The organism is Streptomyces hygroscopicus subsp. hygroscopicus (genome assembly GCF_001553455.1).
Classification (GTDB): domain Bacteria; phylum Actinomycetota; class Actinomycetes; order Streptomycetales; family Streptomycetaceae; genus Streptomyces; species Streptomyces hygroscopicus.
This window is the reverse complement of sequence record NZ_BBOX01000099.1, coordinates 1-13,369: the sequence shown is the minus strand read 5'-3', so window position 1 is coordinate 13,369 and position 13,369 is coordinate 1. Positions and strand designations below refer to the sequence as shown.

Genomic DNA, 13,369 nt, shown 5'->3' with positions numbered 1-13,369 from the left:
GTTCGAAACACGCCCTAGTCGTCCCGGCCGTCCTTCTCCAGGGACAGCCGGGACTCCCCGCGGTGCTCACGGCGCTCACGCCGCTCTCCGTGCCGCGCGTCCCGCAGCTCCCGGCGCTCGGCGCGCAGCAGCTCCCGGCGCTCGGCCTTCAGCCGGCGGCGCTCCGCCTTCAGCCGCCGGTGCTCCTCCTTGCGCAGCTTCCGCTCGACGCTGACCCCGCCGAAGACCGCCAGGCCCGTGACGGTCACCCGAGGGCCGGTGGGATCCCCGTCGGCGGACCCGGTGTGGTCGAAACCCCCCATGAGGCCGATACCGCCGACATGCGTCTCCAGGTCCGGCGGGACGGTGATCTGCACCCCGCCCATGAGGGCGAAGCAGCGGATCACCACCTCGCGGTCCTCGAACCGGGCCTCGCGCAGATCGATCTCGCCGCCGCCCATGAGGGAGAAGGCGGTGAAGGTGCGCGGAACGGTCCAGGCGCCCTTGCGCTGGAAGCCGCCCATGATCGCCACGGCCCACTTCGAGGTCGGGGAGCCGCCGATCCGCTCGGCCCAGCCGCCGCGGGCGGCGACGCCCCCGGCGTCCGCGGACAGCGGGGCGGGGGCGGCGGCCCCGGGCACCGGGAGATCCCGCACCAGCGGCTCCAGCTGGCCGTGGGTGCGCGCCGCGTAGGCCGCGCCCAGCCGCTCCTCGAACTCCTCCATGTCCAGGCGGCCTTCGGCGACGGCTTCCCGGAGGATCTCGGCGATCCGCTCACGCTCGGCGTCGGAGGCCCGCATCCCGGCGGGGTCCGGAAGGTCGGGGCTCGCTCCCTGGGAAGAACCAGCGCTCGTCATACGGACAGACTAATGGCGGGCACCGGCCCTGCCCCCTCGCCACACACCGCGCGGCGGACCCGGCGTCCCCCGCGCCCCGTACTTGGCGTACTCCGCGCCCCGGACCCGGCGCACCTCGCGCCCCGGACCCGGCGCACCCCACGCCCCGGACCCGGCGCACCTCGCGCCCCGGACCCGGCGTACCCCGCGCCCCGTACTTGGCGTACTCCGCGCCCCGGACCCGGCACACCCCGCGCCCCGGACCTGGGGCACGCCCATCCCGGACCCGGCACTACGCCCCCTGCAGCATCCGCGCGATGACGTCCTCGATCTCGGGCTCGCGCACCGACAGGTCCACCAGCGGATAGCCGTCGGCGACGGCCGCGACGATCGGCGCCGCACTGCTGGTCGCCGGGAACGCCAGCCACTGCCGGGGCCCCTCGGTCCGCACCGTGCGGGCGCCGGGGACCTCGATGGGCGGCAGCTCCCGCTCCAGGTCGACCACGAGGGTGCGTTCGCTCTCCCCCACCGCGTGCAGCCCGTCCAGTCCGCCGTCGTAGACCAGCCGGCCGTGGTCGATGACCATCACCCGCCTGCACAACAGCTCGATATCGGTCAGATCGTGGGTGGTGAGCAGCACCGTGGTGCCCTGCTCGGCGTTCACCTCCCTCAGGAACTCCCGCACCTTCGCCTTGCTGACCACATCGAGCCCGATGGTCGGCTCGTCGAGGTAGAGCACCTCCGGGTCGTGCAGCAGGGCGGCCGCGATGTCGCCGCGCATCCGCTGGCCGAGGGAGAGCTGACGCACCGGCATGTCCAACAGCGCGCCGAGGCTGAGCAGTTCGACACAGCGGTCCAGGTTCCGGCGGTAGCGGCCGTCCGGGATCCGGTACATCCGCCGCACCAGCGCGTAGGAATCGCGCAGCGGCAGATCCCACCACAGGGTGGTCCGCTGGCCGAAGACCACCCCGATCCGGCGCGCGAGCCTGGTCCGCTCCCGGGAGGGGTCGATCCCGGCGACCCGCAGCCGCCCGCCGCTGGGCACCAGGATCCCGGTCAGCATCTTGATCGTGGTCGACTTCCCGGCGCCGTTCGGGCCGATGTAGCCCACCATCTCACCGCGCGGCACCCGGAAGCTGATGCCGTCCACGGCACGCACCTCACGGCGCTCCCGGCGCACCAGCCCGGCTCTGCGCCGCACCTGGAACACCTTCTCGACGCCGTCGAGCTCGATCAGGTCGTCCCTCAGGTCGTCCACGGCCATCGCCTTCCCTCAGCTCCCCGCGCTCCGATACGCCTCAACTCCCCGTGCTCCGGCTCCCCCGCGCTGATACGCCCCAGCTCCCCGCGCTCCGGCTCCCCCGCTCCGATACGCCCCAGCTCCGGCTCCCCCGCTCCGATACGCCCCAGCTCGCCGCGCTCCGGCTCCCCCGCTCCGATCCGCCTCAACTCCCCGTGCTCTGATACGCCCGCAGCCCCGCCCGCCACGCCAGCCCCGCCACCGCACAGCAGCCGCACGCGACCAGCGGCGCCGCGAAGCCGATCCAGTCCGGCAGCCCCAGCGGATCGGGCCGGCCCAGGATGTGCAGCGCCGGCAGCCAGTTGACGAACGCCAGCGGGACGACGAAGGTGACGCCGCGCAGCAGCTCCTTGCCGAAGACCGTCGGCGGGTACTCCAGCAGCGTGGTCCCGCCGTAGGTGAAGGCGTTCTGCACCTCGGAGGCGTCCTTGGCCCAGAACTGGAAGGCGCCGCCGAGCACGAACAGCGCCCCGAAGATGGCGCCTCCGCTCAGCAGCATCACCGGCACCAGCAGCACCCGGTCCACCGTCCAGCCGATGTCCAGCCGGCTCAGCGACCAGCCGAGCACCAGCACCCCCTGGGTGATCCGGCCCAGCCGGCGCAGCGCGAAGCGGTCGGCGGCGACCTGGGCGAGTATCGGCACCGGCCGCACCAGCAGGGTGTCCATCGTGCCGTCGCGCACCCGCCGGCCCAGCCGGGCCATGGTGCCCAGCGCCAGATCGGCCAGGCCGAAGGCGACGCTGGTGGTGCCGTAGAGGAACGCGACCTCGTCAAGGGTGAAACCGCCCAGCTCACCGATGTGGGTGAACATCAGCGCGATCGCGACGAAGTCCAGCCCGGTCGCGAGCAGGTTCCCCAGCGTCATGATCAGGAACGAGGTGCGGTACACCATCGTGGAGCGCACCCACATCCCGGCGATCAGGGCGTAGGCCCGCAGTCCCTGGTACAGGGCCGACTCAGCCACCCTGGACCACCACCTTCCGGGTCGCCACCGACTGGAGCACCCGCCCGGCCGCCAGCAGCGCCACCGCCCACCCCGCCTGGAAGGCGAAGGCCCGCAGCAGCCCCGGCCCGCGGTGCTCCTCCAGGAAGACGTCCGCGGGCACCTGGAGCATCGCCGCCCAGGGCAGTGCGCGGGCGATCTCGCCCAGCTGCCCCGGGAAGACGTTGAGCGGCAGGATCATCCCGGAAAAGAACAGGCACAGCAGCCCGCTCAGCAGGGACAGCCCCGTACCGTCGAGCAGCCAGAAGGAGGCCAGCGCGACCAGATAGCGCACCGCGAAACCGACGCACACCGCGAGCGTCACGGCCAGCAGGAACCACAGCCAGGTCAGCGGCGAGGCGGGCAGCCGGAGCTCGAAGACCAGCGCGCCGACGGCCATGGGCACCACACCGCGCCCCAGCAGCTGGAACAGCGCCCGGCCGAGCTCGGTGGCCAGCCACCACAGCTGGAGGTCGACGGGGCGGTAGAGGTCCACGGCGATGTCACCGGAGCGGATGCGCTCCTGCAGCTCCTCCTCGAAGCCGCCGCCCAGCAGCGCGACGGCCGCCAGCAGCGCCTGGCCGAGCCAGACGAAGGTCAGCGCCTGGGCGAGGTCGTAGCCGCCCAGATGCGGCCGCTCGTCCCACAGCGCGGTGTAGGTGTAGGCGAGGATGAAGCCGAAAACCGTGTTGGTGAAGACCCCTGCCACGGTGGCGACTCGATACGTCGCGTAGCGTTTGAAGCCGCTGACCGCGACGGCCGCGTACAGCCGCATCCGTCCGTCCCTCCCTCCCCGACCGCACCGGCCCACCGGCGCCAAAATCCGGAGCCTAGCGGCGCGGCAGGAGAGACGGCCAGGCATTATTCACCGGATGGTGTGAGCGGAATCATCCCTTCCACCGGTCACAGACCAGTCACGGGTGCGTGCCACGGCCCCGGCCCGGAACGGATGATGCGACAGTGTTTTATCGGGCGTACGGAGCGAATCGCCCGACCGTGCACGATCCTGCCGCCGCGCAACCCCCGACGGCGGCCGAGGAGTCTCAGGAGACATGAGCGACGAGCCCCAGTTGATCGGCGGTGGCCCGGCCGGAACGGGCCACCGGCCCGGCGATGGCGACCACGACACGCCGCACCGCGCGGACGGCCTCCCGGCGGGCAAACCGGCGAAGGGCAGAAAGAACCGTCCCCAGCGCACCGGGTGGCGCCGTCTGCTGCCCACCTGGCGCATGGTCCTCGGGGGCCTCCTCCTGATCGTCCTGCTGGTCGCGGGCGGCCTCGTCACCGGCTATCTGCTCGTCGACATCCCCCCGGCGAACAAGGCCGCCATCGCCCAGAGCAACGTCTTCCTCTACTCCGACGGCTCGCAGCTGGCCCGCGAGGGCAAGGTCAACCGGGAGAGCGTCCAGCTCAGCCAGGTGCCCAAGCGGACCCAGCACGCGGTGCTGGCGGCCGAGGACCGGGACTTCTACTCGGAGTCGGCCATCAACCCCGAGGCGATGGTCCGCGCCGCCTGGAACACCGTCACCGGCAAGGGCAAGCAGTCCGGCTCGACCATCACCCAGCAGTACGTGAAGAACTACTACCTGGACCAGGAGCAGACGGTCACCCGCAAGGTGAAGGAGTTCTTCATCGCGATCAAGCTGGACCGCGAGGTGAGCAAGGACAAGATCCTCGAGGGCTACCTCAACACCAGCTACTTCGGGCGCAACGCCTACGGCATCCAGGCCGCCGCCCAGGCGTACTACGGCAAGGACATCGGCGAACTCGACACCGCCCAGAGCGCCTATCTCGCGACCCTGCTGAACGCCCCCAGCGCCTACGACATCGTCGCCCATCCGCAGAACAAGGGGCGGGCCGTGGCCCGCTGGAACTACGTCCTGGACGGCATGGTCAAGAAGGGCTGGCTGGACCGGGCCGAGCGGCAGAAGATGACCTTCCCCACGCCCTCGGACGCCAAGGTCGCCTCGGGCATGTCCGGCCAGCGCGGCTACCTCGTGGAGGCCGTCGAGGACTACCTCACCAGCAACGGGATCATCGACGAGCAGACCCTGGCGCGCGGCGGCTACCGCATCACCACCACGATCGACCAGAAGAAGCAGGACGCCTTCACGGAGGCCGTGCGCGACCGGCTGATGAGCAAGCTCAGCCCGGACCGCAAGGTCGACACCTACGTCCGCGCGGGCGGCGCCTCGATCGACCCGAAGACCGGGAAGGTGGTCGCCCTCTACGGCGGGATCGACTACACCAAGCAGTTCGTCAACAACGCGACCCGCCGTGACTACCAGGTGGGATCCACCTTCAAGCCATTCGTCTTCACCTCGGCGGTGCGCTACGGGTCCACCACCCAGGACGGCCAGACGATCACCGCCGACACGCTCTACAACGGCGACAACAAGCGCGAGGTCGTCGGCTCGGGCGGGCCCACCGGCTACGCCCCCGCCAACGAGGACGACGTCGACTACGGCGACATCGACGTCACCACGGCCACCGACAACTCGGTGAACTCGGTGTACGCGCAGATGGCCGAGGACGTCGGCCCGGCCAGGGTCAAGGAGACCGCCATCGACCTGGGCGTCCCCAAGAACACCCCCGACCTGCACGCCTCCCCCTCCATCGCGCTCGGCCCCGCCACCGCGAGCGTGCTGGACATGACCGAGGCGTACGCGACCCTCGCCAACCACGGCAAGCACGGCAACTACAGCCTGGTCGCGAAGATCACCAAGGACGGCGCGCAGATCAAGCTCCCGGACCGGGAGGAACGGCAGGCCGTCCCGCGCGGCGCCGCCGACGCCACCACCTCGATACTGCAGAGCGTGGTCGACGGCGGCACCGGCACCGCCGCCCAGGCCGCCGAGCGCCCGGCGGCGGGCAAGACCGGCACCGCGGAAGAGGACAAGGCCGCCTGGTTCGCCGGCTACACCCCGGATCTGGCGACCGTGGTCGCGGTGATGGGCCAGGACTCCAACACCGGCGTGCAGAAGTCGCTGTACGGGGCGACCGGCCTGGAGCGGATCAACGGCGGCGGCTACCCCGCCGAGATCTGGGCGCAGTACACGGCCGGGGCGCTGGACGGCCGGCCGCCGGCCGACTTCGACCTGCGGCTGGAGGACGGCGCGGACTCCCCCGACGACTCCCAGAACAACCCGCAGCCCCCGGACTCCCCGCCGACGGTGCCCACCACTCCCCCGACCGACGCCCCGCAGGACCCCTCACCCCCCACAACGCCGACCGACAACCCGCCGGACCTGCCCACAACGGACCCGACAGCCGACCCGCCCACGGACCTCCCCACCGGCAGTCCGTCGACCGACCCCGGACCGGGCGATCCGGACGGCGATCCCGGCGACCCGGGCGGCGACCCGGGCGGGCCGGGAGGCCCGGTGAACGGCTGAGGCACGGCTGAGGCCGCTGCCGAGGCCGCCGGGACAGTTACGACGGCTGAGGCCGCGCCGGGGCGGCTGAGGCCGCGTCGGGGCGGCCGAGACAGCCGAGACAGCGGCGGAGGGTGGTGACGGGGCCGTCACCACCCTCCGTCACCTGGGGTCGCTCACAGGTAGAGCCCCGTGGAGTCCTCCGCCCCCTCCAGCCGCTCGGCGGCCACCGCGTGCAGGTCGCGCTCGCGCATCAGGACGTAGGCGACGCCGCGGACCTCGACCTCGGCCCGGTCCTCCGGGTCGTAGAGCACCCGGTCACCGGGCTCCACGGTCCGTACGTTCTGGCCGACCGCGACCACCTCGGCCCAGGCCAGCCGCCTGCCGACCGCCGCGGTGGCGGGAATCACGATGCCGCCGGACGACCGGCGCTCGCCCTCCGGAATATCGGTGCGGACCAGCACACGGTCGTGCAGCATCCGGATGGGCAGCTTGTCATGGGTCGTGTTCGCACTCACGCCATGACCGTACCTGGCCGCACGGCGCGATGACGCCTCAGGGCGGCCCCGACCGACTTCCCGACGGCTCCGGGAGAGCCTTACCGGCGGTTTCGCGACCGACTTACCGGCGGCGCGCGGCGCCGGAACCGCTTCCCGCGCGGCGCCGGGACCGACTTACCGGCTTACCGGCGGCTCCGGGACCGCCTTCCCGCACCGCGCCGGGATCGCTCGCCTTACCGGCGGCTCCGGGATGGCCTTCCGGCCTGGCGCCGATTTCCCGCGCGGCGCCGCGACCGGCTTCTCGCGCAACGAGAGCCTCCCCCACAACGCCGCGACCGCCACCCCGCGGCGCGGGGACCGCCGCTCTACGACCGGCAGCGGCGCGGGGGGTAGGTCGCCGTCCTACGACCGGCAGCTGCGCGGGGGCCGCCGTCCTACGACCGGCACCCCTTGGCGCACCGCGAGGAGGACCGGGCGGCCCTGGACGCCCGGGAGGACCGGACCGAGAGCGCGAGCAGCCCGACCAGCCCCACCGCGACGAGCGCGACCGGCACGATCCGCTCCAGCCGGGGCTCGCCCTCCTCCGACACCAACTGGCTCCGCACGCTGGTGACCACTCGGTTCGCGGACACATACGCCCGGCCGGCGGTCCGGTCCACGGCCGACGCCGCCTTCGCCTTCGCGTCCCCGATGATCGTTTTCGGGTGCACCCGCACCCCGATCTCGTCGAGCGTCACGGCGAGCTCCTGCCGCCTGCGGGCGATGTCCGCCTCGATCTGCGCAGGGGTCCTGGCATCCGACACCGCGCTGCCTCCGTCAGTCTCGATGGTTCGTGATGGACAGTCTGTCAGCTCCCCCTCTTCCCCGCCCCACGGCACCCCCGGACGGGAAGCTGGCTAGTGTCGGACACGTACCGTCGATGCCACGAGGAGCACCAGACCATGAGCGAGCGACTGCAGCCCGGCGACACCGCCCCCGCCTTCACCCTCCCCGACGCGGACGGCAAGCAGGTCTCGCTCGCCGACCACGCCGGCCGCAAGGTGATCGTCTACTTCTACCCCGCCGCGCTCACCCCCGGCTGCACCAAGCAGGCCTGCGACTTCACCGACAACCTCGAACTCCTCGCCGGTCACGGCTACGACGTCATCGGCATCTCCCCGGACAAGCCGGAGAAGCTCGCGAAGTTCCGCGACCAGGAGAACCTGAAGGTCACCCTCCTCGCCGACCCCGCCAAGGAGACCCTCGAGGCGTACGGCGCCTTCGGTGAGAAGAAGCTCTACGGCAAGACGGTCACGGGCGTGATCCGCTCCACCGTCATCGTCGACGAGCAGGGCAAGGTCGAGCGCGCCCTGTACAACGTGAAGGCCACCGGCCACGTAGCCAAGATCATCAAGGATCTGGGCCTCTGACCCCGACGTTCCCCCGGCGTCCCCCCCCCAACATTCCCCGAAGGTCCCGCACCACGCCGGTGCGGGACCCTCGCGCATGAGGCGTGACCGATCGACGCATGCTTCGTTACTCAGTGCGATGGTGCGATACGTGATCGCACAGGGGGAGGGGGCCGTGCCGACCGGATACCCGCGCGAAGTACTCGCCGACGCCGTCGCGCGTTCGTCCACCTGGACCGACCTGATGCTCGTCCTGGAGGGCAAGGTCAGCGGCGGAAGGCGGCGAACACTGCAGAAGCTGGTAGCGGCGTATGCCATCGATACCAGTCACTTCAAGCGGCGCAGCCCTTGGAGCAAGTACTCCGACGACGCCATCGCCGAGGCTGTGGCGACATCGAACACCTTGCGTGAGGTGGTCACCGCGTTAGGTGCGCGGCCGGCGACGGGGACGCTGTCCCACATCCGGCGTCGCATAGCGGCGGCCGGAATCGATGTCGGCCACATCCCCGGACTCAACCGGACCCGGCTGGATCTTCCCTTCACCCGTGAGCAATTGGCGGAGGCCGCCGCTGCTGGAAACAGCGTTCGTGCCGTGGCACGCGTCCTGGGCGTACCCGATGACGGCAGGACGCGGGCCGCGCTCGGCCGCATGCTGCGCGATCATGGTGTGGACACGTCGCACTTCTCCCATGCCCGCGTCGTCATCCCCGAGGCCGCGCTTCGCACGGCCGTCGCCAACAGCGCGAGCTACGCCGACGTCATGCGCGCTTTGGGCCTCCCGGTCAACGATGCCAACCGCCGCCGCGTGCACCGTCAAGCGGTCCGTTCGGGCATCGACACGACGCACTTCAAGCGGCGTACGCGGCGCATTGTCCAACCGGTCAGGCACCGCTCCGTGGCCGATGATGTGCTCCGGGTCCTCCCACCGGGCTCTCCCCGTCCCAACCACTCACGGCTTCGTGCGGCGCTCGATGAAGTCGGGCTGATCTACGAGTGCGCTCACTGCGGTAATGCGGGCGAGTGGCAGGGCGTGACGATGACGCTGCAGATTGACCACGTCAACGGCGATTGGCTCGACAACCGCCGCGAGAACCTGCGGTACCTGTGCCCCAACTGCCACGCGATCACAGACACGTGGTGTCGGAACCGGTCAGACCGGTAGCATGACTGTGGTTTGCGGCCGTGATGGAATTGGCAGTCATGCTGGGTTTAGGTCCCAGTGGGGTAACACCCGTGAGGGTTCGAATCCCTCCGGCCGCACAAACGCCGGGGGCGCCACACCGAAGCGGTGTGGCGCCCCCGGCGTTTGTTCATCCCAGAAGTTCGCGCACGATCGGGGCGATGGCGCGGAACGCCTTGCCGCGGTGGCTGATGGCGTTCTTCTCGTCGGGGGTCAGCTCGGCGCAGGTACGGGTTTCGCCGTGGGGCTGGAGGATGGGGTCGTAGCCGAAGCCGCCGCCGCCCGCGGGTTCGCGGCGGAGGGTGCCGGTGAGCCGGCCGGAGACGACGCGTTCGGTGCCGTCGGGGAGGGCGAGGGCGGCGGCGCATTCGAAGTGGGCGCCGCGGTGTTCGTCCGGGACGTCGGCGAGCTGGGCCAGCAGCAGGTCGAGGTTGGCGCGGTCGTTGCCGTGCCCGCCCGACCAGCGGGCCGAGAAGATGCCGGGCGCCCCGCCGAGGACGTCCACGCACAGACCGGAGTCGTCGGCGATGGCGGGGTGGCCGGTGGCCCGGGCCAGGGCGTGGGCCTTGAGGAGGGCGTTCTCCGCGAAGGTCACGCCGGTCTCCTTGACGTCCGGGATCTCCGGATAGGCGTCGGCGCCGACGAGTTCGACGTCGAGGCCGGACTCGCCCAGGATCGAGCGCAGTTCGGTGATCTTGTAGGCGTTGCGGGTCGCGAGGATCAGGCGGCGGGGGTGCGGGGGGTGCCCCTCAGTGTGTTGCTGCATAGCTCTCGATTATCGGAGGGAGGTCAGGGTGTGCAGACGCCGGTCAGTTCGCCCGCGGCGTCCCGGACCGGCGTCAGATCGGGCCGCTCACCGCTGTCGACGGACTTCTGGACGGTGTCCACGGCCTTCTGGAGGCTGTCGACGGCCTTGCCGACGTCCGCGTCGTCGGTGCGGTCCCCCACCTTGTCGATGTCCTCCTCCAGGGCGTCCAGGACCTTCTCGGCGTCGGCCGGGTTGTCGGCCGCGCCGGTCAGGACGTCCTGGAGGTCGTCGACGTCGTTGGATATCTCGACGGCGAGTTGGGCGCAGTCGAGGGCCTTTTCGACCGCGCCGCAGCCGGCGGTCAGCGGCACCGCGAGCGCGACGGCGGCGAGCGCGGTGACGGCGGTCATACGGCGGTGTCGGTGGCGCGGCGCCATGGAATCGGTCCCTCCCCTTGAGCGGTGCTGGTACCTGACCACACGCCAGGCGCCGGGCGGTGGTTGCCCGGTGCCGCCGTCACACCTCTCCGGCCAGCGCCGCCCGCTGGATTCCGGCCAGGGCGTCACAGCCCGCCACGGCGAGGTCCAGCAGCCCGTTCAGCTCCTCGCGGGCGAAGGGCTCGCCCTCCGCCGTGCCCTGCACCTCGACGAAGCGTCCGTCACCGGTGCAGACCACGTTCATGTCGGTCTCGGCGCGCACGTCCTCCTCGTAGCAGAGGTCGAGCAGGGGGACGCCGCCGACGATGCCGACGCTGACGGCGGAGACGGTGCCGGTCAGCGGCTGCCGGGTGGCCTTGACGAGCTTCTTCCCGCGGGCCCAGCCGATGGCGTCGGCCAGGGCCACATAGGCGCCGGTGATGGCGGCGGTGCGGGTGCCGCCGTCGGCCTGGAGGACATCGCAGTCGAGGACGACGGTGTTCTCGCCCAGCGCCTTGTAGTCGATGACGGCGCGCAGCGAGCGGCCGATGAGACGGGAGATCTCGTGCGTACGGCCGCCGATCTTGCCGCGGACGGACTCGCGGTCGCCCCGGGTGTTGGTGGAGCGCGGCAGCATCGCGTACTCCGCGGTGACCCAGCCCTCGCCGCTGCCCTTGCGCCAGCGGGGCACGCCCTCGGTGAAGCTCGCGGTGCACAGAACCCGCGTGTCACCGAAGGAGACGAGGACGGAGCCCTCGGCGTGCTTGCTCCATCCGCGCTCGATGGTCACCGGGCGGAGCTGGTCGGGGGTGCGGCCGTCGATACGAGACATGGGACGAGCCTATCGGCATCGCCGGGGCCCCCGGCCCGGATTCGGTGCAGGGGGCGATGAGGCGGACTCAGGAGGTCACATCAGGTCTTCGATCTCGGCGGCGACGGGGTCCGCGTCGGTGCCGATGACCACCTGGATGGCGCTGCCCATCTTCACCACGCCATGGGCGCCCGCGGCCTTCAGAAGGGCCTCGTCGACCAGGGTGGCGTCCTTGACCTCGGTGCGGAGGCGGGTGATGCAGCCCTCGACCTCGATGATGTTGTCGATGCCGCCGAGCCCCTCGACGATCTTCTCAGCCTTGCTGGCCATGTTCGCTCCTGTCGTCCTGCTGTCCGCGTTGCGACCAACCCAAAGTGGTCTACACCATTATGGGGGTGAGGAGGGCGGCCGTCACATGGAAGGATAGATTCCTTTATCAGAGCCCTACGTATATCGGACCCCCACGTGCTACAACAGGTCTACACCACATGTGGTTTAGACCATAACGCGGGCCGTCCCCTTCTCCCGAGTGCCCGCCTCACCAGGAGGAATCCGATGAGTACGGCCACCGCCCAGGCGGCGCCCGCCCAGAAACGGGGTGCCGGTCTGTTCCAAGGGCTGCAGAAGGTCGGCCGCAGCCTTCAGCTGCCGATCGCGGTCCTGCCCGCCGCCGGAATCATGGTCCGGCTCGGGCAGCCCGATGTGTTCGGCACCGACGGCCTGGGCTGGGACAAGGTCGCCGCCGTGTTCAACAACGCCGGCGGCGCGCTCACCGGCGCCCTCCCGCTGCTGTTCTGCGTCGGCGTGGCCATCGGGTTCGCCAAGAAGTCGGACGGGTCCACCGCGCTGGCCGCCGTGGTCGGCTTCCTCGTCTACTCCAAGGTCCTGGAGGCCTTCCCGGTCGCCGACGCGGTGATCCAGAAGGGCGAGGACATACCGGCCAAGTACAACGACCCCGGTGTGCTCGGCGGCATCGTCATGGGTCTGCTCACCGCGGTGCTGTGGCAGCGGTTCCACCGCACCCGGCTGGTGGACTGGCTCGGCTTCTTCAACGGCCGCCGGCTGGTGCCGATCATCATGGCCTTCACCGGCATCGTGGTGGGCGTCTTCTTCGGCCTGGTCTGGGAGCCCATCGGCGACGGCATCAGCAACTTCGGCGAGTGGATGACCGGACTGGGCTCCGCGGGGTCGGCCCTCTTCGGCGCCGTCAACCGCGCACTGATCCCGATCGGCATGCACCAGTTCGTGAACACCGTGGCCTGGTTCCAGCTCGGCGACTTCACCAACGCCGCGGGCGAGACGGTGCACGGCGACCTCAGCCGCTTCCTGGCCGGCGACCCCAGCGCGGGAATGTTCATGTCGGGCTTCTTCCCGATCATGATGTTCGGCCTCCCGGCCGCCGCCCTGGCCATGGCGCACGCCGCCCGCCCCGAGCGCCGCAAGGCCGTGCTGGGCATGATGGTCTCGCTGGCGCTGACCTCGTTCGTCACGGGGGTGACCGAGCCGATCGAGTTCTCGTTCATGTTCATCGCCCCGCTGCTCTACGTGATCCACGCGGTGCTCACCGCCGTGGCGATGGCGGTCACCTGGGCCCTGGGTGTGCACGCGGGCTTCAACTTCTCGGCGGGCTTCATCGACTACGCCCTGAACTGGAGCCATGCCACCAAGCCATGGCTGATCATCCCGATCGGGCTCGTCTTCGCGGTGGTCTACTACGTGGTCTTCCGCTTCGCGATCACCAAGTTCGACCTCCCCACCCCGGGCCGGGAACCCGAGGAGGAGGTCGAGGACCTCACCAAGGCGTAGACCGCCGTCTGCGCCGGTACACGGCGGGGCCCCGGAACCGGCTCGGTTC

General features: G+C 70.9%; 13 protein-coding genes, 1 tRNA gene and 1 pseudogene. 5 read left to right on the top strand and 10 right to left on the bottom strand.

Going from position 1 to position 13,369, the window contains the following annotated elements:
- Positions 1-14: 14 nt before the first annotated feature.
- From AXW62_RS11190 to AXW62_RS11175, 4 genes are all read right to left on the bottom strand, one after another.
- On the bottom strand, positions 15-836 hold the full coding sequence (locus AXW62_RS11190; protein ID WP_063817563.1) for a DUF1707 SHOCT-like domain-containing protein: 822 nt from the start codon (positions 834-836) through the stop codon (positions 15-17).
- 271 nt (positions 837-1,107) lie between these two features.
- The gene (locus tag AXW62_RS11185) at positions 1,108-2,079 is read right to left on the bottom strand and encodes an ABC transporter ATP-binding protein (protein WP_174556377.1); all 972 of its coding nucleotides are present in this window, start codon (positions 2,077-2,079) and stop codon (positions 1,108-1,110) included.
- 181 nt (positions 2,080-2,260) lie between these two features.
- Positions 2,261-3,025: an ABC transporter permease gene (locus tag AXW62_RS11180; protein ID WP_236257797.1), complete on the bottom strand. Its 765-nt coding sequence runs from the start codon at positions 3,023-3,025 to the stop codon at positions 2,261-2,263.
- Between the two features lie 46 nt (positions 3,026-3,071).
- Positions 3,072-3,872, bottom strand: a complete 801-nt coding sequence (locus AXW62_RS11175; protein WP_060944361.1) for an ABC transporter permease — start codon at positions 3,870-3,872, stop codon at positions 3,072-3,074.
- Positions 3,873-4,149: 277 nt separating this feature from the next.
- Here AXW62_RS11175 and AXW62_RS11170 point away from each other — a divergent pair, with 277 nt between their 5' ends.
- Positions 4,150-6,492: a transglycosylase domain-containing protein gene (locus AXW62_RS11170; RefSeq protein WP_060944360.1), complete on the top strand. Its 2,343-nt coding sequence runs from the start codon at positions 4,150-4,152 to the stop codon at positions 6,490-6,492.
- A 155-nt stretch (positions 6,493-6,647) separates the two neighbouring features.
- On the opposite strand, the gene AXW62_RS11165 is transcribed toward AXW62_RS11170, so the two are convergent.
- Together AXW62_RS11165 and AXW62_RS11160 are read right to left on the bottom strand one after the other, a co-directional pair.
- Positions 6,648-6,950: a GroES family chaperonin gene (locus tag AXW62_RS11165; RefSeq protein WP_051886695.1), complete on the bottom strand. Its 303-nt coding sequence runs from the start codon at positions 6,948-6,950 to the stop codon at positions 6,648-6,650.
- A 455-nt stretch (positions 6,951-7,405) separates the two neighbouring features.
- Entirely contained in the window at positions 7,406-7,774 is a 369-nt protein-coding gene (locus AXW62_RS11160) for a DUF3618 domain-containing protein (RefSeq protein WP_060944359.1), read from the bottom strand.
- Between the two features lie 138 nt (positions 7,775-7,912).
- Here AXW62_RS11160 and bcp point away from each other — a divergent pair, with 138 nt between their 5' ends.
- The 3 genes from bcp (at position 7,913) to AXW62_RS11145 (ending at position 9,619) form a co-directional block, all read left to right on the top strand.
- Positions 7,913-8,380 (top strand): thioredoxin-dependent thiol peroxidase, encoded by a 468-nt coding sequence (gene bcp, locus AXW62_RS11155; RefSeq protein ID WP_030839790.1) that lies wholly within the window; start codon positions 7,913-7,915, stop codon positions 8,378-8,380.
- Positions 8,381-8,510: 130 nt separating this feature from the next.
- Complete coding sequence (locus AXW62_RS43840; RefSeq protein WP_159060853.1) at positions 8,511-9,521, top strand: HNH endonuclease; 1,011 nt, start codon at positions 8,511-8,513, stop codon at positions 9,519-9,521.
- 14 nt (positions 9,522-9,535) lie between these two features.
- Positions 9,536-9,619 (top strand) — tRNA-Leu (locus tag AXW62_RS11145).
- Between the two features lie 50 nt (positions 9,620-9,669).
- Here the strand turns inward: AXW62_RS11145 and rdgB are convergent.
- The 4 genes and pseudogenes from rdgB to AXW62_RS11125 all read right to left on the bottom strand — a co-directional run.
- Entirely contained in the window at positions 9,670-10,305 is a 636-nt protein-coding gene (rdgB, locus tag AXW62_RS11140) for an RdgB/HAM1 family non-canonical purine NTP pyrophosphatase (RefSeq protein WP_060944357.1), read from the bottom strand.
- A gap of 23 nt (positions 10,306-10,328) precedes the next feature.
- Positions 10,329-10,697, bottom strand: a complete 369-nt coding sequence (locus AXW62_RS11135; protein WP_244503282.1) for a hypothetical protein — start codon at positions 10,695-10,697, stop codon at positions 10,329-10,331.
- 106 nt (positions 10,698-10,803) lie between these two features.
- Positions 10,804-11,535, bottom strand: a complete 732-nt coding sequence (gene rph / locus AXW62_RS11130; protein WP_030839781.1) for a ribonuclease PH — start codon at positions 11,533-11,535, stop codon at positions 10,804-10,806.
- A gap of 75 nt (positions 11,536-11,610) precedes the next feature.
- Positions 11,611-11,853 (bottom strand): annotated as a pseudogene (locus AXW62_RS11125) (PTS sugar transporter subunit IIB); the annotation flags it as partial.
- Positions 11,854-12,069: 216 nt separating this feature from the next.
- On the opposite strand from AXW62_RS11125, the gene AXW62_RS11120 reads away from it, so the two are divergent.
- Positions 12,070-13,320, top strand: coding sequence for a PTS transporter subunit EIIC (locus AXW62_RS11120; protein WP_060944355.1), 1,251 nt, complete (start codon positions 12,070-12,072; stop codon positions 13,318-13,320).
- The last annotated feature ends 49 nt before the right edge of the window (positions 13,321-13,369 follow it).